The sequence below is a fragment of the Natronorubrum tibetense GA33 genome, assembly GCF_000383975.1.
Taxonomy (GTDB): Archaea; Halobacteriota; Halobacteria; order Halobacteriales; family Natrialbaceae; genus Natronorubrum; species Natronorubrum tibetense.
In genome coordinates this window covers 2,600,315-2,615,803 of sequence record NZ_KB913017.1, presented here as the reverse complement: position 1 = coordinate 2,615,803, position 15,489 = coordinate 2,600,315, and the positions used below count along the sequence as shown (strand labels likewise).

Annotated in this window: 15 protein-coding genes; 6 read left to right on the top strand and 9 right to left on the bottom strand. The window is 62.4% G+C overall.

Translation table 11 applies throughout. The features are described 5' to 3' along the window. Nucleotides 1–209: 209 nt before the first annotated feature. The 3 genes from thsB (at nucleotide 210) to NATTI_RS0113525 (ending at nucleotide 4,414) form a co-directional block, all read left to right on the top strand. Entirely contained in the window at nucleotides 210–1,877 is a 1,668-nt protein-coding gene (gene thsB, locus NATTI_RS0113535; RefSeq protein WP_049806267.1) for a thermosome subunit beta, read from the top strand. Between the two features lie 366 nt (nucleotides 1,878–2,243). Next, nucleotides 2,244–2,384 carry a hypothetical protein gene (locus NATTI_RS26555; RefSeq protein ID WP_006090003.1) on the top strand — a complete coding sequence of 47 codons (141 nt, stop codon included), beginning with the start codon at nucleotides 2,244–2,246 and terminating at the stop codon, nucleotides 2,382–2,384. Nucleotides 2,385–2,482: 98 nt separating this feature from the next. Next, entirely contained in the window at nucleotides 2,483–4,414 is a 1,932-nt protein-coding gene (locus NATTI_RS0113525; RefSeq protein WP_006090002.1) for an ABC transporter ATP-binding protein, read from the top strand. A 100-nt stretch (nucleotides 4,415–4,514) separates the two neighbouring features. On the opposite strand, the gene lrp is transcribed toward NATTI_RS0113525, so the two are convergent. Continuing rightward, nucleotides 4,515–4,976 (bottom strand): HTH-type transcriptional regulator Lrp, encoded by a 462-nt coding sequence (gene lrp, locus NATTI_RS0113520; protein WP_006090001.1) that lies wholly within the window; start codon nucleotides 4,974–4,976, stop codon nucleotides 4,515–4,517. A 125-nt stretch (nucleotides 4,977–5,101) separates the two neighbouring features. On the opposite strand from lrp, the gene glnA reads away from it, so the two are divergent. Continuing rightward, on the top strand, nucleotides 5,102–6,454 hold the full coding sequence (gene glnA, locus NATTI_RS0113515) for a type I glutamate--ammonia ligase (RefSeq protein ID WP_006090000.1): 1,353 nt from the start codon (nucleotides 5,102–5,104) through the stop codon (nucleotides 6,452–6,454). A 163-nt stretch (nucleotides 6,455–6,617) separates the two neighbouring features. Here the strand turns inward: glnA and NATTI_RS0113510 are convergent, their stop codons facing one another. Both NATTI_RS0113510 and NATTI_RS0113505 read right to left on the bottom strand, forming a co-directional pair. Then, on the bottom strand, nucleotides 6,618–7,529 hold the full coding sequence (locus NATTI_RS0113510; protein ID WP_006089999.1) for a phosphatase PAP2 family protein: 912 nt from the start codon (nucleotides 7,527–7,529) through the stop codon (nucleotides 6,618–6,620). A gap of 249 nt (nucleotides 7,530–7,778) precedes the next feature. Continuing rightward, entirely contained in the window at nucleotides 7,779–8,591 is an 813-nt protein-coding gene (locus NATTI_RS0113505) for a helix-hairpin-helix domain-containing protein (protein WP_006089998.1), read from the bottom strand. Nucleotides 8,592–8,815: 224 nt separating this feature from the next. On the opposite strand from NATTI_RS0113505, the gene NATTI_RS0113500 reads away from it, so the two are divergent. Then, nucleotides 8,816–9,334, top strand: a complete 519-nt coding sequence (locus NATTI_RS0113500; protein ID WP_006089997.1) for a gamma carbonic anhydrase family protein — start codon at nucleotides 8,816–8,818, stop codon at nucleotides 9,332–9,334. Between the two features lie 114 nt (nucleotides 9,335–9,448). On the opposite strand, the gene NATTI_RS0113495 is transcribed toward NATTI_RS0113500, so the two are convergent. Together NATTI_RS0113495 and NATTI_RS0113490 are read right to left on the bottom strand one after the other, a co-directional pair. Continuing rightward, nucleotides 9,449–9,898 (bottom strand): CBS domain-containing protein, encoded by a 450-nt coding sequence (locus NATTI_RS0113495; protein ID WP_006089996.1) that lies wholly within the window; start codon nucleotides 9,896–9,898, stop codon nucleotides 9,449–9,451. Nucleotides 9,899–10,382: 484 nt separating this feature from the next. Beyond that, nucleotides 10,383–11,558 carry a CaiB/BaiF CoA transferase family protein gene (locus tag NATTI_RS0113490; protein ID WP_006089995.1) on the bottom strand — a complete coding sequence of 392 codons (1,176 nt, stop codon included), beginning with the start codon at nucleotides 11,556–11,558 and terminating at the stop codon, nucleotides 10,383–10,385. Nucleotides 11,559–11,677: 119 nt separating this feature from the next. On the opposite strand from NATTI_RS0113490, the gene NATTI_RS0113485 reads away from it, so the two are divergent. Beyond that, entirely contained in the window at nucleotides 11,678–12,463 is a 786-nt protein-coding gene (locus NATTI_RS0113485; RefSeq protein ID WP_006089994.1) for an SDR family NAD(P)-dependent oxidoreductase, read from the top strand. Nucleotides 12,464–12,624: 161 nt separating this feature from the next. Here NATTI_RS0113485 and NATTI_RS26790 read toward each other — a convergent pair whose 3' ends face one another. The 4 genes from NATTI_RS26790 to NATTI_RS0113465 all read right to left on the bottom strand — a co-directional run bounded on the left by NATTI_RS26790 (nucleotide 12,625) and on the right by NATTI_RS0113465 (nucleotide 15,488). Continuing rightward, entirely contained in the window at nucleotides 12,625–13,056 is a 432-nt protein-coding gene (locus NATTI_RS26790) for a hypothetical protein (RefSeq protein ID WP_193787787.1), read from the bottom strand. A 115-nt stretch (nucleotides 13,057–13,171) separates the two neighbouring features. Continuing rightward, nucleotides 13,172–13,615 (bottom strand): universal stress protein, encoded by a 444-nt coding sequence (locus tag NATTI_RS0113475; RefSeq protein ID WP_006089992.1) that lies wholly within the window; start codon nucleotides 13,613–13,615, stop codon nucleotides 13,172–13,174. A gap of 75 nt (nucleotides 13,616–13,690) precedes the next feature. Beyond that, the gene (locus tag NATTI_RS0113470; RefSeq protein WP_006089991.1) at nucleotides 13,691–14,422 is read right to left on the bottom strand and encodes an ABC transporter ATP-binding protein; all 732 of its coding nucleotides are present in this window, start codon (nucleotides 14,420–14,422) and stop codon (nucleotides 13,691–13,693) included. 1 nt (nucleotide 14,423) lies between these two features. Beyond that, nucleotides 14,424–15,488: an ABC transporter permease gene (locus tag NATTI_RS0113465; protein ID WP_006089990.1), complete on the bottom strand. Its 1,065-nt coding sequence runs from the start codon at nucleotides 15,486–15,488 to the stop codon at nucleotides 14,424–14,426. Nucleotide 15,489 lies beyond the last annotated feature (1 nt).

Genomic DNA, 15,489 nt, shown 5'->3' with positions numbered 1-15,489 from the left:
ATTCGCGATCGATGCTCAACACTGTATAAATGTGGCGGATACAGTCGTCGTCTCGAGCGACGAGCTGATTGGTAACGCATGTCAAATACGGGCACACGACCCGTCGCCATCCGGTGGTTTCTCCGCCTCACGTTCGGCAGTCGCTGACCATCACGAATGGCGAAAAACACCATCTTTATATAGAAGGGCAAACAATGAATCAGCTGACTATGAGCCAGCGAATGCAGCAAGGGCAGCCGATGATCGTGATGAGCGAGGATTCCCAGCGCGTCAAGGACAAGGACGCGCAGGACTACAACATCAGCGCGGCCCGTGCAGTCGCCGAGGCCGTCCGCTCGACGCTCGGTCCGAAAGGGATGGACAAGATGCTCGTCGACTCGATGGGATCGGTAACGATCACCAACGACGGCGTGACCATCCTCCAGGAGATGGACATCGACAACCCGACGGCCGAGATGATCATCGAGGTCGCCGAGACACAGGAAGACGAGGCTGGCGACGGTACCACGACGGCCGTCGCGATCGCCGGCGAACTCCTCAAGAACGCCGAGGACCTCCTCGAGCAGGACATTCACCCAACGGCGATCATCAAGGGCTTCCACATGGCCGCAGAGCAGGCTCGTGACGAGATCGACGACATCGCGACCGAGATCGACACGACCGACGAGGAACTCCTCCGGAAGACCGCCGAAACCTCGATGACCGGCAAGGGCACCGAGGTCAACAAGGAGCACCTCGCCCAGCTGATCGTCGACGCCGTCCGTCAGGTCACCGTCGAAACGGAAGAGGGCGACAACGTCGTCGACCTCGAGTTCCTCAACATCGAGACCCAGACCGGCCGCGCAGTCGGCGAATCCGACCTCCTCGTCGGTGGCATCATCGACAAGGACCCCGTCCACGACAACATGCCCACCGAGGCGACGGACTCCGACATCCTGCTGCTGAACGAGCCGATCGAGGTCGAGGAGACCGACGTCGACACCGAAGTCTCCGTCACCGACCCCGACCAGCTCCAGAAGTTCCTCGACCGTGAGGAGAAACAGCTCAAGGACAAGGTCCAGCGCATCGTCGACACCGGTGCCGACGTCGTCTTCTGCCAGAAGGGCATCGACGACCTCGCCCAGCACTACCTCGCAAAGGAGGACATTCTGGCCGTCCGACGCGCCAAGAAGTCCGACCTCGAGTTCCTCTCGGAAGTCGTCAACGCGAACGTCGTCTCCGACCTCGAGAGCGTCACCGAGGACGACCTCGGCTTCGGTGACGTCACCCGCGACGACGATGACGAACTGTTCTACGTCGAAGGCGACGACGCACACGGCGTCACGCTCTTGCTTCGCGGCTCGACCGACCACGTCGTCGACGAACTCGAGCGCGGCGTCAACGACGCACTCGACGTCGTCGCACAGACCGTCTCCGACGGCCGCGTCCTCGCGGGCGGCGGTGCGACCGAAGTCGAACTCGCCTCGCGTCTGCGTGACTACGCCGACTCCGTCTCCGGCCGCGAACAGCTCGCCGTCGAGGCCTTTGCCGACTCGCTCGAGCTCGTTCCGCGCGTGCTCGCCGAGAACGCGGGTCTCGACTCCATCGACACGCTCGTCGACCTGCGTGCAGCCCACGACGACGGCGACGTCACGGCTGGCCTGAACGTCTTCTCGGGCGACGTCGAGGACACCTTCGAGGCCGGCGTTGTCGAACCGGCCCACGCCAAAGAGCAGGCCGTCACCTCGGCCTCCGAAGCAGCCAACCTCGTGCTCAAAATCGACGACATCATCTCCGCCGGCGATCTGTCGACCGACAAGGGCGGCGACGAGGAAGGCGCACCCGGCGGTGCCGGCGGCATGGGCGGTATGGGCGGCGGTATGGGCGGCATGATGTAGAACTAAATTTTGCTCTGTCGTTCGAGAGAGCGAAGCTCTCTCGTGATGACGAAAGGCGCTTCGCGCCTTTCGAACCACGGGCCGGCTTCGCCGGCCCTCGGCAAAATTTAGTGCAAAAGCACTCCTCGCTCCCGATGGTCGCTCGTCGGCCCGAGCGCTCCGCGCTCGGTGAACGGCGTCACTCGGGTTCTTCGAACCGCTCGCTTGCCGATAACAGGATAGGGTGTTTAGCCATCAGTCGTCTGCCTTACTTGCGGTACCGTAGTATGTGATTTTCGGGCGACTGTTCACCCACAGTTCACCTGCCACACAGTACTTTCTCTTGGCAACCCGTCGACCTATTGTGCTGGATCACGTACGGCGCGTATGAGCTCACAAACGACTCTCGGCTGGTCGCTGTTCTCCTCCGGCGTCGTCACGCTGTTTCTGATCGTTCTCCCCGGCGATTCGCTGTGGTGGGGGCTGTTGCTCCTCGGGCTCGGGCTCGCGTTGCTATACTACCGGTAGCCGATTCGGCGCACGCCTCGGACTCGAGGCTCCCCGACCACCTCCTTACTATCCGGAACCGAGACGAGTTTATATTTCGAACCGAAACACGTCCACCAGTGAGTTCCCACGACGACGAGACACCGTTCGACGTCTACCGCGAGGACGTCGACCGACCGCTCTCGAGGCTCTTTCGCGAGTACGCACCCGGCCGATTAGGCTGGTTTTCGGCCGGCATGCTCGCGAACTTCGTCGCCCGGATGGCGAGTCTCGTGCCGCCGCTGTTGCTCGGTGTTGCGATCGACGCGATCTTCACGCAGGAGGCGGGCGCGTTCGAACTCCCGCTCGTGCCCAACGCGTGGCTGCCGACCGAACCGATGGCGCAGTTCTGGTTTACCGTCACTGCAATCGCCGTCTCGTTTCTCGTTGTGGCTCTCTTCACCTGGATCTACGGCGTCACCGCCAATCTGTTCGCTCACGACGTGATGCACGCGGTTCGGGTCGACTGTTTCCAGAAGATGCAACGGCTGGACACGGCCTTTTTTGACGAGAAACAGACCGGCGAAGTCATGGCCGTCCTCAACAACGACACGCAGAACCTCGAGATGTTCCTCGACAACGCGTTGATGAACTCGGCGCGGCTGTTGGTGATGGTCGGGGGGATTACGGCCGTCCTCTTCTATCTCAACTGGCAGCTAGCGTTCGTGACGCTCTTTGCCGTGCCGGCGATGGTCCTTTTCACCCTCTGGTTCATGCGCGTCGTCGAACCGCGGTACGTTCGCCAGCGCTCCGCCGTCGGTCGGATGAACACCCGGCTCGAGAACGCCATCTCGGGTATCGGGCTCACCAAGACTACCTCGAGCGAGTCCTACGAGACCGAGCGGGTCCGTGACTCCTCGCGGAACCTCTTCGAGCGGACGATGGCCGTCCTGAAATTGAGCTACCTCTACCGGCCGGGGATGGAGCTGCTCGCGGGTCTCGCTTTCGCCGCGACCTTCCTCGTCGGCGGGCTCTGGCTCGCGACCGACAGCGCGCCGGGGCCGCTCACCGGCAGCCTCTCTGTCGGCGACTTCGTCGTCTTCCTGATGCTCACCCAGCGGATCGTCGACCCGCTCGCGGAGGTCTCGAATATCGTCGACCAGTACCAGAACGCCAAGGCCTCGAGCGAGCGCGTCTTCGGGCTGATGGACATCCCCGTCCACGTCGACAATCCCGACGATCCCGTCGACATCATCCCGGTCGAGGGTCGCGTCACGTACGACGACGTGACGTTTAGCTACGACGACACCGCGGCCCGCCGGAACGCGGCGGCCACCGAGACGGCGTTCGAGGAGACCGTCCTCGAGGATATCTCCTTCGAGGCCGCTCCGGGCGAGACGGTCGCGTTCGTCGGGCCGACCGGTGCCGGAAAATCGACGGTTCTCAAGTTACTGCTTCGATTGTACGACGCCCAGGACGGTTCGGTCCGAATCGACGGCCACGATGTCCGGGAGGTCGCACTCGCGGATCTCCGATCGGCCGTCGGCTACGTCAGTCAGGACACGTTCCTCTTCGACGGCACCATCGCGGACAACATCCGCTACGGTCACTTCGAGGCCGCCGACGAGACGGTCCGCGAGGCCGCCGAAGCGGCCCAGGCCCACGAGTTCATCGTCGACCTTCCGGACGGGTACGACACCCGCGTCGGCGAGCGCGGCGTCAAGCTCTCGGGCGGCCAGCGCCAGCGGATCGCGCTCGCTCGAGCGGTGCTCGCCGACCCCGAAATCCTCATTCTGGACGAGGCGACAAGCGCCGTCGACACGAAAACCGAGTTGCGGATCCAGCGGTCGATCGACCGGCTCACCGAAAATCGCACGACGCTAACGATCGCTCACCGACTCTCGACGGTCAAAGACGCGGAGACGATTCTGGTGCTCGAGGACGGCGAGATCGTCGAACGGGGAACGCACGAGGACCTGCTGGCGGCAAACGGTCGGTACGCGACGCTGTGGGCGGCACAGGCTGGCGATCGAGAGACGGCGGCCGGGACGCTCATCGACGGCGACGACTGATCGTCGCTCTCGTCTGCTCGTCAGGTGTGTTCTCTCACAGCGATCGCCACTGACGCCACGATGCCGCAGAAAACAGTCGGCTATCGGGTGGCAAACGCACTCAGGCGTCGTCGATATCGAGTTCGAACTGCTCGTTCTCGGAGACTGCGTTCAGGACGACGCTCGTGTTCGAGGCCTTGATATCGGGGTCCGTGAGGAGGGCCTTGATCTGGTCGTTCATGCCGTCGGTGTCTTTGAATTTGCCGATGGCGATCACGTCGTAGTCGCCGGTAACCTCGTAAACGCTGATCATCTGACGGTGATCTCGCAAGGTGTCGGTAACGTCGGGCAGCGCGTTTCCTTCGACCTGCAACTGGATGACGGCTGTCACGTCGTAGCCGACCGCATCGTAATCGACTCGCGGCGTGTAGCCTTCGATGACCCCCTCTTCCTCGAGATCAGAGAGGTGGTTCGAAACGGTAGTGACGGAGACGTCGAGTTCCTCGGCGAGACTCCGGAGACTCGCCCGACCGTCGCCGAGAAGTGCATTCACTAGTTTTGCATCGAGATTTTCGTACGTCATCACATCCACCCTCTCACTGTAGCCTTTAGAACTTTACGAATATGCAGTTTCCTGCGGAGGAGAGAAGATTTGCTTGGAGCAGTAGGGTTTTAGTAGCAGAGTTACTTGGGTAGAACGACGAGAAGATGACAAGCGGAAACATCACTGAATCCGAACAGGCCGTATTAGACGAGATCGAAGCGGAAGACGTAGACTTCCTTCGTCTCCAGTTTACTGACATTCTTGGCACCGTAAAGAACGTCTCCGTCCCGGCACGTCAGGCGGAGAAGGCGTTTACCGATGGGATCTACTTCGACGGCTCCTCGATCGAGGGGTTCGTCCGCATTCAGGAATCGGACATGCGTCTGGTTCCAGACCCGGACACGTTCGCCATCCTCCCGTGGCGCCAGAAGGAAGAAAGCGCCGCGGCCCGAATGATCTGTGACGTGTATAACACGTCGACCGGCGAACCGTTCGAGGGCGACCCACGACGCGTTCTCAAGAACGCGCTCGACCGCGCCGACGAGATGGGCTACGAGGTCAACGCCGCGCCGGAACCGGAGTTCTTCCTCTTCGAGGAGGACGAGGACGGTCGCGCGACGACCAAAACCGGCGACCAGGGCGGCTACTTCGACCTCGCCCCGAAAGACCTCGCCAGCGACGTCCGCCGCGACATCATCTACGGCCTCGAGAGCATGGACTTCGAGATCGAAGCCAGTCACCACGAAGTCGCCAAGGGCCAACACGAGATCAATTTCGAGTACGACGACGCGTTGACGACGGCGGACAACGTCGGCACCTTCCGTACTGTCGTTCGGGCGATCGCCGCACAGCACGACCAGCACGCGACGTTCATGCCGAAGCCGATCCCGAAGATCAACGGCTCGGGCATGCACACGCATCTCTCTCTGTTCGAGGACGGTGAGAACGCGTTCCACGACGACGACGACGAGTTCAACCTCAGCGACACCGCTCACTCGTTCCTCGCGGGCATCCTCGAGCACGCGCCCGCAATTACGGCTATCGCGAACCCGACGGTCAACAGCTACAAACGACTCGTCCCTGGCTACGAGGCACCCGTCTATGTCGCTTGGTCCGACCGCAACCGCTCGGCCCTGATCCGCAAACCGGCGGCCCGCGTCCCGGCCGCTTCGCGTGTCGAACTGCGCTCGCCGGATCCATCGTGTAACCCCTATCTCGCCATCGCCGTCATGATCCACGCCGGTCTTGACGGCATCGAACAGGATCTCGAAGCACCCGATCCGGTTCGCGAGAACATCTACGAGTTCGACGAGGCGAAACGCGACGAGTACGGCATCGATACCCTGCCGGCGAACCTCGGCGAGGCCGTCGACGCACTCGAGAAAGACGAGGCGATCTACAACGCACTCGGCGAACACATCGCGTCGAAGTTCGTCGAAGCCAAGCGCCAGGAGTTCGAAGAGTACCTCGTCGACGTCTCCGACTGGGAACTCGACCGCTACCTCGAGACGTTCTAAGTACGTACGTACGGCCGACGGCGTTCGACGCCGTTACGCACTCACTGATGGTTTCTCTTTCCGCTTTTCCGTTCGATGTTCTGTAGCAGCTACAGTCGTATCGACTGTCGTCCAAATCTATCGTTCGTTAGTCGTGCCCGAACTCGAGACTGCCAACCGATCGTCAACTGACGAGTTCCGTCTGTGCCCGCGAAACGGCGGTTCGGCTGGCCAACCGTGGGAGCCCGACGACGAGCAGGCCGCCCCCGAGACCGACGGCCAGCCAGACGAGGAGACTCTCGACGACGAGCAACACGAGCGCGACGAGTGCAAGCGCAGCGATACCGACCGTCGCGCGGATCCCAACCTGCAGCGTCAGCGGCCACGGCTCCCGCGAGGGCGTCGCGTACTGCCAGGCGAGCAGGCACCCGAGACAGCCGCCGAACAGCGCCATCGTATCCGGTCGGCCGCTGGTCCAGAAAGCCGCGAGTGCAAGCACCGCGGCGATTGTAAACGTCGCATTCGCCGCAGCGTGGTCACCGCTTCGAGCGCGTACTCGGTGCCGAACCGTCAGCACGAACAGTAGGTAGCAGACGCCGGCGACCGTTCCGACGAGGACGTCGATCGGAAAGTGGACGCCGGCCCCGACTCGAGCGAATCCGACGAGGGCGACCATCGTGGCGGCCCCGAAAAGTCGCTGTCGTTGCGTTCCGACGTCGGACTCGAGGGCGAACATCGTCCAGACGACCGTTGCAGCGACGGCGTGACCGCTCGGAAAACTCGTCGAGGAGACCTCGACGGCTGGTGCGTAGAGCAACGCGACGACTGTTGGCAATGATTCAGGGGTAATGGCGGGACCGACGCCCGGCCGCGGCGTCTCGAAAATTCCCTTCAGTCCGAGCATGACAGCGTAGCCGCCGATGACGATTCCCAGCCACGAGGCGAACCGATGCCGATCTCGAAACCAGTAGGCCAGCACGACCGCCGGCGCGACGAACCAGACGCTCCCGAGATAGGAGAGGACGGCGAACAGAAACGCCGCCCACTCCGGAAACGTATCCCGAACGAGTTCGACCTGTGCCGACTCGAACCACATCGGTACTGTCATTTGATTAACGGGACGTTATACGTGTCGGTTTATAATATAGTCAACAAGAGCGGCAGTGGAAAACGGGAGATGAGCCGATCAACGGACAACGGTCGACGGTCGACAGTCGACGGACACCGGTCGACGGACATCGGTAGACAGTCAACGGTCGACGGTCATCGGTCGACAGTCAACGGACAACGGTCGACGTAGCTAGATCTATCGAAGAGAGAACCGGTATACGTCGATCAGGTCGCGTTAGGCTTCCGCCTGTTCGATCCACTCCTCGGCGTCGCTGGTCGAGACCTCGGCAGCCTCGGAAACGGATTCGGCGTCGGCGCGCACGAGGTCGTCGATCGTCGCGATACCGGCGTCCGAGAGTTGCTCGCGGGTTTCGACGTCGATACCCTCGATCGACTCGAGCGTGTGCTCTGCGTCGGTATCGATCTTCGTCTGGGACTCGACCTGCTGACTCTGGAGCTGTTGGGTGACGTCCTCGGCCTGCTCCTCGAGTTGCTGTTGGAACTCCTCGACCTGTTCGGCCTGCCGTTCGAGCAGGTCCGCGACATCGCCGGTCTGGCGCTCGAGTTGGTCCTCGAGTTCGTCCTGGAGCTGCTGGGTCTGCTCGAGTTGCTCGTGGAGCTGTCCCGAGAGTTCGCTTACGTTCTCGACCGTCTGGTCTTCGATCGAGTGGGACATCTCGAGGAGCTGTTCGGTCTGCTCGTCGAGGGCGTCGACGAACTCGCTGGAGAGCTCGGTCGCGGAATCGACGTCTCGCTCGAGTTCGGCCTCGATGGCGTCGTAGAACTCGGCGTGGGTCGTTTTCAGCTGTGCGAACGTCTCGTCGATGGTTCGGTGGGCGTCCGAGGGCTCGTCGCTGGGGAACAGTGCGGCCGTCGTGTTGACGTAGCCGTGGGTGGCCGCCTGCGCGAGTTCGAGTTGCTGGCGCTGGAGCGACTGCTGGCCTTTGAGACCGGTAAGCGCTATCGTATCGACGGTGCGCTGGGCGGCCAGTCCCTGCTTGAACAGCTGTTGGCTCTGTTTGACTGCGGTTCGCTGCACGTCGAACATCGCTCGGATCGGGGATTGTGATTGACTCATGTTCTCGAGTGGAGATGGGGTCCGACGGGGGATAAATAGCGGGCTTGCACACCCTCAAATGTATCTAAATGGCATTAGGTGGGGATTCAGACCTGTCAGTGAGGCTGCTCTCCTCCGGATCGAGCCTCATTCGATACTGACTGTCAGGACGATCCTGATTCGGTATTATAGGTGTAATTGTGGTCCGATCACCTATGGTCGATAGCCGAACCTACGAGTTCGAGGGGGAACGACCGACGATCGACGACGGCGCGTCGGTGAGTCGAGATGCGATTCTGGTCGGCGACGTCCGCATCGAGAGCGAGGCGAGCGTCTGGCCGGGTGTCGTCCTCCGCGGCGATATCGGTCCCGTTCGCGTCGGTCAGCAGGCACACGTCGGCGACAATGCCACGATCCACGCGTCGACCCTAGAAGAGCGCGTCATGGTCGGACACGGCGCGGTCCTCAACGAGGCGACCGTCGAGGAGCGAGCGCTGGTCGGGTTCAACGCGACGGTCAATACCGGAGCGACGGTCGGAGCGGGCAGCGTTGTCGCCGCCGGTACGGTGATCCCCGACGAGTACGACATCCCGCCGGAATCGTTCGCTCGCGGCGTCCCAGCCAGGAGCACGCCGCTTGAGGAGACGGGGACCGACGCGGAAGCGATATTCGAGGAGTTCGCGTCGGGCGAGTACACGAATCTCGCCGGACGACACACAGAACTGTTCGAGTGAGTGCTCGAGACGGAACACGCGCGAAACGGGTCACACTCGAGATGTTTCGCGGACGAAGTCAACGAGAGAACGTCGAGAAGGCGAGGAGATGTGGACGAGAAGCTGATGCGCTCGCTATTCGCTGACGGGAATGCCGGAACCGTCGTCGGCACCGATTCGGATCGGGTCGTCTTGCCAGTCGATGTCGAGTCGGCGCCGCGAGAGGTACGGCGCAAGCGTCGAAATCGAGACGAGGCCACAGTAGGTCTCTCCCTCGACGACGGGCAGGTGTTTCACGCCGTCCGTCCGCATCGTCTCGGCGGCGGCCGTGATCGATTCGCTCGGGGAGATCGTAGTCACGGGTGCGGACATGATGGTCTCGACTGGGTAGGATTCGAGGGTTTCGGCCACGAACGCGACGATGTCCGATTCGGTGACGATCCCCACGACGGTTTCATCCTCGAGGACGACCAGCGCCGGGACATCCGGATCGCGCAGTCGCTGGGCGGCCTCGCTCACGGGCGTCTCCGGACGGAGTGTTCGAGCGGAACGAGTCAGCGCGTGTTCGATTGGAATTTCGATCATCGCTTGGATAATGGTACCGAATTGCACTACATAATCTCTGCGGACATACACACTATATGGCCTAGTAGAATTGTTGAATGGAGTTTTGAGCCGGTATAATAATACAAACAGCCAATTTTTGCATCGGTTCGGACGCCACCGTCGATGCTGGAGACGCACTGACGAACGAACCAGGCGTACAACAACTGACTCGGCGGGAGGAAGCGTAACTAACCGGGGCCTCCAACGGCGTCAAGGGCCAGTTCGACCGCCGTGGTCGTCGAACGAAGCGAGCCACCGCAGTCGGGACAGTTCGCACGGTAGGAGACCGGGGTGGACCTCGGTTGAAAATTTCCCACACTCGTAGTGATTCTTGCACCGGTCCATTTGAGATTCACCATGTTGTAGGGCAATATGGCACATATTGGCTCTTTCTCTGGATAAAGTCGCGTTCTCGATACTGTTTCGGTGTCCGACCGTCCCACGACGTGACGAAGGTGGCGGGTCACCGAACGCTACCGGACTCGAGCAACGCCTCGATCTCCGCTTCGTCGTACCCCGCGTCAGCGAGATACTCGCGAGTGTGTTCGCCCTGTGTCGGAACGCTCTCGACGGTCGCCGTCGGCCCGGTGGCGTGGCGTGCAGGGTAGCCGATCCGCGGCGGTGCGTCATCCGCCCCGTTCAGGATCCCTCGAGCCCGAATCTGAGGATGGTCAACCGTCTCGGCGGGCGAGTAGACGCCCGCGAACGCCGCGTCGACGTCCGCGAGCTGGGTCTCCCACTCGTCTCGCGTGCGCTCGCGGAAGAGGTCACGGAGTTCGTCCCCGAGCGCCGCCAGCACGTTCGGATCTTCGGACCCGTGTTCGTCGACGAGATCGTTCCGGTCGACGGCGTCGCAGAAGGCGTCCCAAAACTGGGGCTCGAGGGCGGCCAGGGTCACCCACTTTCCGTCTGCGGTTTCGTAGCTATCGTACCACGGCACACCGCCCGTAAGCGACGTCGCGCCGGGTCGCGGTTCGGCGGGGTCGCCCGTGAGTGCCTGGTAGGCGACCGGTTGGGCGAACGACGCCACGACATCGGCCATCGCGATGTCGATGTACTCGCCGTCGCTGTTGCCGAGTTCGCGCGCGAGTACCGCCTCGACGATGGCGAACGCAGTGAACAGGCCGCCGGCCATATCGCCGATCGGATAGCCGGGCATCTGTGGTTTTTCGTCTGGCGACTCTCGAGTCATATCGAGTAAGCCGGCCAGCGCGACGTAGTTGAGGTCGTGGCCGGCGCGGTCCGCCCAGGGACCCTCCTGTCCGTACCCCGTGAGCGAACAGTAGATCAGTTCGTCGTTGTACTCGGTGAGCGTCTCGTAGTCGATCCCCAGTCGGTCCACGACGCCGGGACGAAAGCCCTCGAAGACGATGTCTGCGTCCTCGACGAGTCGGTAGAACGCATTTCTGCCGTCCTCGTTTTTCAGGTCGATCGCGACGCTGCGTTTCCCTCGGTTGACCATATCGAAAATCGCGCCGAAGCCGCGATCCGTCTCCGGTCCCATGAACCGGGCGTAGTCACCCGCGCCGGTGTCCTCTACCTTCACGACTTCGGCACCTGAGTCGGCCAGTAACTGGGTCGCGTACGGGCCGGGCAACAGCCGCGAGAGATCGAGCACGCGAACGCCGTCGAGTCTCATAACCGAGTTCTCGATGTACCGATACTTTATCGTATGGGGTGGGTTCGATTACCGACCGGTGGTGTGCGTGTTGTTCTCTCCCAAAGAATTACCTCCGTCGGCGGAATATGCAGCGATCTATGGACTTCGGACTCCAGAACAGGACCGCCGTCGTCACCGGCGGTGCCGGACGAATCGGAAGCGCCGACTGCCGACTGCTCGCGAACGAGGGCGCGAACGTCGTCGTCCTCGACGTCGACGCCGACGGGGCGAGCGAGGTCGCCGACGAGATCGACGGGACGGCGGGCGCGGGCGACGCGATGGCCCTCGAGTGCGACCTGACCGACGTGGACGACGTTCAGCACTCGATGGCCGACGTACGCGACGAGTTCGGCGGCGTCGATATCCTCGTCAACAACGCTGCGATGGTCGACGCCCGCTCGCGCGTCGGCGACTACGACGACGATGTCTGGAGCCGTGATGTCGAGATCAATCTCACCGGGACGTACAATATCAGCAAGGAAGTCTTCCCGGAGATGTGCGAGCGCGGCTGGGGCCGCGTCGTCAACATGTCCTCGATGGCCGGCTGGTACGGCGGCTTCGGTCAGCTCTCCTACTCGGCGACGAAAGCTGCGATGATCGGACTGGGGCGGACGATGGCACTCGAAGGGGCCCAATCGGGCGTCACCTCGAACGTCATCGCGCCGAACATCGTCGTCGGCGACTGGGCCGACATGGATCCAGACGAACTCCGCGAGAACGTCGACGAGTACTACGCGCGCATCGCCGAAGCGACACCGATGCGCCACCTCGGGACCGAGGAGGATGTCGCCAACATGGTCACCTACCTCTGCTCGGAGCAGGCGTCGTACGTGACCGGGCAGGTGATCGGTGTCACGGGCGGCGTCGACCTCTTCAGCTTTTGAGGGAGCCGTCGAAAGCGGTGCCAACCGCCGCGCTATTGCTTATTCCGAAAATCGAAGGGGTGCAGTGAACGAATGGTTCGATATTGTGTCGTACAGTACAGGTGATATACATACCACGTTCCGTTAGTGAAAGATAGGAAATAGCAGGTGCAATAGTATCGTTAGAGTCCGCTACTGCAGGTTGATTGTTGAAATTCAAAGTATGTATGGTCTCCATCGTGGGTTTCGCGTATTTCGGCGAAGAACACGTCCTCGGTTCTATTACTCTCATTGCACGTCATTCGGAATTCTCCCTCCTCTGGCTCTTCGTCAGAGAGCGCCACGATAATATTGAAGGTGTCTCCATTGGTAGCTTCGGTAAATCCTTCTTCTCGAATTACCCTCGATCCATCCTGTCGTTCCTTAATTTCGTAGGTCTCTTCGAGCACGTTATTCTCATCTTCATCGGTGATGGTGGTCTCAACTTGATGTGTGTCATAGGTAAAATTCAGGAGTTCAAAATTGATAGGGCCCGCTTCCTCGACTGAAAGACACCCTGCGCCCCACGTCGCTGCCCCGGTACCAATCAGCGTCAGGGCCGTTCTCCGATTCATATCAGATTAAATTAAATAGCTGAATAAGTGTTTTCTCCTACGAGTCAACTCGGTGTTCAGTTTGCCCAGCTAGTGAGCGGTGGACAGAGTTGACCACCGATGAGACTGCCATTTCTCACGCCGAGCGCGAACCCGAGTTCGCCACGAAAACGGGAACGTCGCCGAACCGGATCACGTGGTCGGTGACGCTCCCCAGCGCCATCCGGTGGACGCCGCCGCGGCCGCGGGTGGACAGCACGACGAGGTCGGCGCCGACCTCGTCGACGTACTCGAGCAGTTCGTGCTCGGGCGGCCCCTCCAGAACGGTGCCGGTCACCTCGAGACCAGCGTCTTCGGCCCGCTCGACGATCGTGTCGACGGACTCCTGGGCGCGCTGGCGCATTGCGTCTTCGGCACTCGCAGCGTCGCCGGGAAGACGAAGATCGCTCAGCGGGCCCGTATCGGCCACGCAGACGACGTGAACCGCCGCGTCGTGGACGCCCGCGAGCTCGAGGCCGGTTTCGGCCGCGGCTTCGGCGTGCTGGCTGCCGTCGGTCGGGAGCAGAATCGTCTCGAACATACCAACGCGTACGACGACAGGGGTGAAATTCTCTCGGACCCCTCGAAATCGATACACGTTCGCGGAAGAGCGCCGTCAGTCCAGCAGCGCCCGGTACTGTGCAACGACATCGTCCGCGGGCGGGCCGTCGTACCGGAGGTCGCCGTCGACGACGACGGAGAGCCGATCGAGCTGGTCGGCGAAGGCTGTCACGTTGTGCGTCGAGACGACGACCGTCCGGTCGGCCTCGCGATACGAGTCGAGGAAGGCCGTAATGCGACGCCTCGAGTAGTCATCGACGTCAGCCAGTGGCTCGTCGAGCAGCAGGTACTGCGGACGCTTGATCAGCGCGAGCCCGAGGTCGAGTTTCTTCCGAAAGCCGCCCGACAGTTCGTCGGCCCGGCGATCCGCGGCGGGCTCGAGTCGAAGCTCCTCGAGCAGGGTCTCGGTCCAGGCGTCCGGCGGCGGGTCGTCGGCGAACCCGCGGAAGATTTCGAGGTTCTCGCGGACGGTGAGCGACGGGTAGAATCGGGGCTCCTGGAAACTGTAGCCGACGGTCGCGGTCGCGCCTGTGCGCTCGATCCGGCCGCTCGTCGGCCGCGTGAGGCCGGCGAGAAGCGCGAATAACGTCGTCTTCCCGGAGCCGTTCGGCCCGACAAGGCCGTGGAACGTGCCCGGACGGAACTCGATGGAGAGGTCCTTGAGCGCCGTCGTCTCGCCGTAGCGTTTCGTCACGTCGACGAGCGCGAGTGCACTGTCATCGCCGTCGGAGCCGTCTCGGCTCGCGGAATCAGAGCCGGCGTCGTGGGTCGAGTCAGTTTCCGTCATCTCAGCGCCTCCGTTCGTAGACGACCAAGGCCAGTTTCAGGGCGACGAGCGAGGCGAGCGTCGTCGCGACGAGCCACCAGAGGTAGTCGGCGTACAGCGACGCCGGCGCGTCGCGCAACATCGCGCTTCGGGTCGTGACCACCGAGTAGTAGGTCGGCAGCGCTCGAGAGATGGTTCCCTGCGTCGAGGAGAAAAAGCCGGTCGGGTAGACCAGACTCGAGAGTCCGAAGACGGCCAACGCGAGTCCGATGTTGACGAACAGGGCGGTCTGTCGGAGCCCGAGCGCGAAGAGGACGGCGAGTCCGATCGCGGCCAGATAGACGAACGTGAGTCCGAAGACGGCGACCGACAGCGGTGAGAGGACGGTCACCTCGTAGCCGAACCAGCCCCCCATGGCCGCGACGACGGCCGCGGGAATCACGAGCGCGGCGCCGTAGAACAGCAGTTTGCTCGCGACGACGGTATCCAGTCGCGACTCGGTCTGGAGCCGGTCGAGCACCAACCGCTCGGAGCGGACCTGATAGGGGAGAAAGACCAGCGCGTAGAGCGTGACGAAGGCGAACAGGCCGGTGGGGACGAGGAACTCCGAGAGGCTCCGCTCCGCGCCGACCTGCTCGTGATCGACGGTGATGTCGGCCTGTACGAGCGCGTCGATCTCGGACTCTGCGACGCCGACGGTCTCGTTGACCGGCTCTTCGAACGGGACGAATGCACGGTCGGAGACGATCGTCACGTTCGCCTCGCCGCTCTCGTTCATCACGTCGCCCGGTACGTGGACGGCGAGATACACTTCCTCGCGCTGAAGCCCCTCGCGCGCCTCGGCCGCCGACTCGTACTCGACCGGCGTCGCGAACGCGATCATCCCCGCTTCGGCGATCGCGATATCATCCTCGGTCGTCCCCTCCTCGGCGACGACGCCGACGGGCACGTCGCGGGGGATCGTCTGCTCGAAGATGGCGGTCCCCGCGACGAGTCCACCGGGGAGCAAGACGAGGAGGACAAGGATCAATCCCCAATTTCGCCTGACGGTGATCGCCTCCTTTCGCATCAAGGCCAGCAGATCCACG

Coding starts and splice junctions, on each gene's coding strand:
- thsB (WP_049806267.1), top strand. CDS start 210: ATGAGCCAGCGAATGCAGCAAGGGCAGCCGATGATCGTGATGAGCGAG.
- NATTI_RS26555 (WP_006090003.1), top strand. CDS start 2,244: ATGAGCTCACAAACGACTCTCGGCTGGTCGCTGTTCTCCTCCGGCGTC.
- lrp (WP_006090001.1), bottom strand. CDS start 4,976: ATGACGTACGAAAATCTCGATGCAAAACTAGTGAATGCACTTCTCGGC.
- glnA (WP_006090000.1), top strand. CDS start 5,102: ATGACAAGCGGAAACATCACTGAATCCGAACAGGCCGTATTAGACGAG.
- NATTI_RS0113510 (WP_006089999.1), bottom strand. CDS start 7,529: ATGTGGTTCGAGTCGGCACAGGTCGAACTCGTTCGGGATACGTTTCCG.
- NATTI_RS0113505 (WP_006089998.1), bottom strand. CDS start 8,591: ATGTTCGACGTGCAGCGAACCGCAGTCAAACAGAGCCAACAGCTGTTC.
- NATTI_RS0113500 (WP_006089997.1), top strand. CDS start 8,816: ATGGTCGATAGCCGAACCTACGAGTTCGAGGGGGAACGACCGACGATC.
- NATTI_RS0113495 (WP_006089996.1), bottom strand. CDS start 9,898: ATGATCGAAATTCCAATCGAACACGCGCTGACTCGTTCCGCTCGAACA.
- NATTI_RS0113490 (WP_006089995.1), bottom strand. CDS start 11,558: ATGAGACTCGACGGCGTTCGCGTGCTCGATCTCTCGCGGCTGTTGCCC.
- NATTI_RS0113485 (WP_006089994.1), top strand. CDS start 11,678: ATGGACTTCGGACTCCAGAACAGGACCGCCGTCGTCACCGGCGGTGCC.
- NATTI_RS26790 (WP_193787787.1), bottom strand. CDS start 13,056: ATGAATCGGAGAACGGCCCTGACGCTGATTGGTACCGGGGCAGCGACG.
- NATTI_RS0113475 (WP_006089992.1), bottom strand. CDS start 13,615: ATGTTCGAGACGATTCTGCTCCCGACCGACGGCAGCCAGCACGCCGAA.
- NATTI_RS0113470 (WP_006089991.1), bottom strand. CDS start 14,422: ATGACGGAAACTGACTCGACCCACGACGCCGGCTCTGATTCCGCGAGC.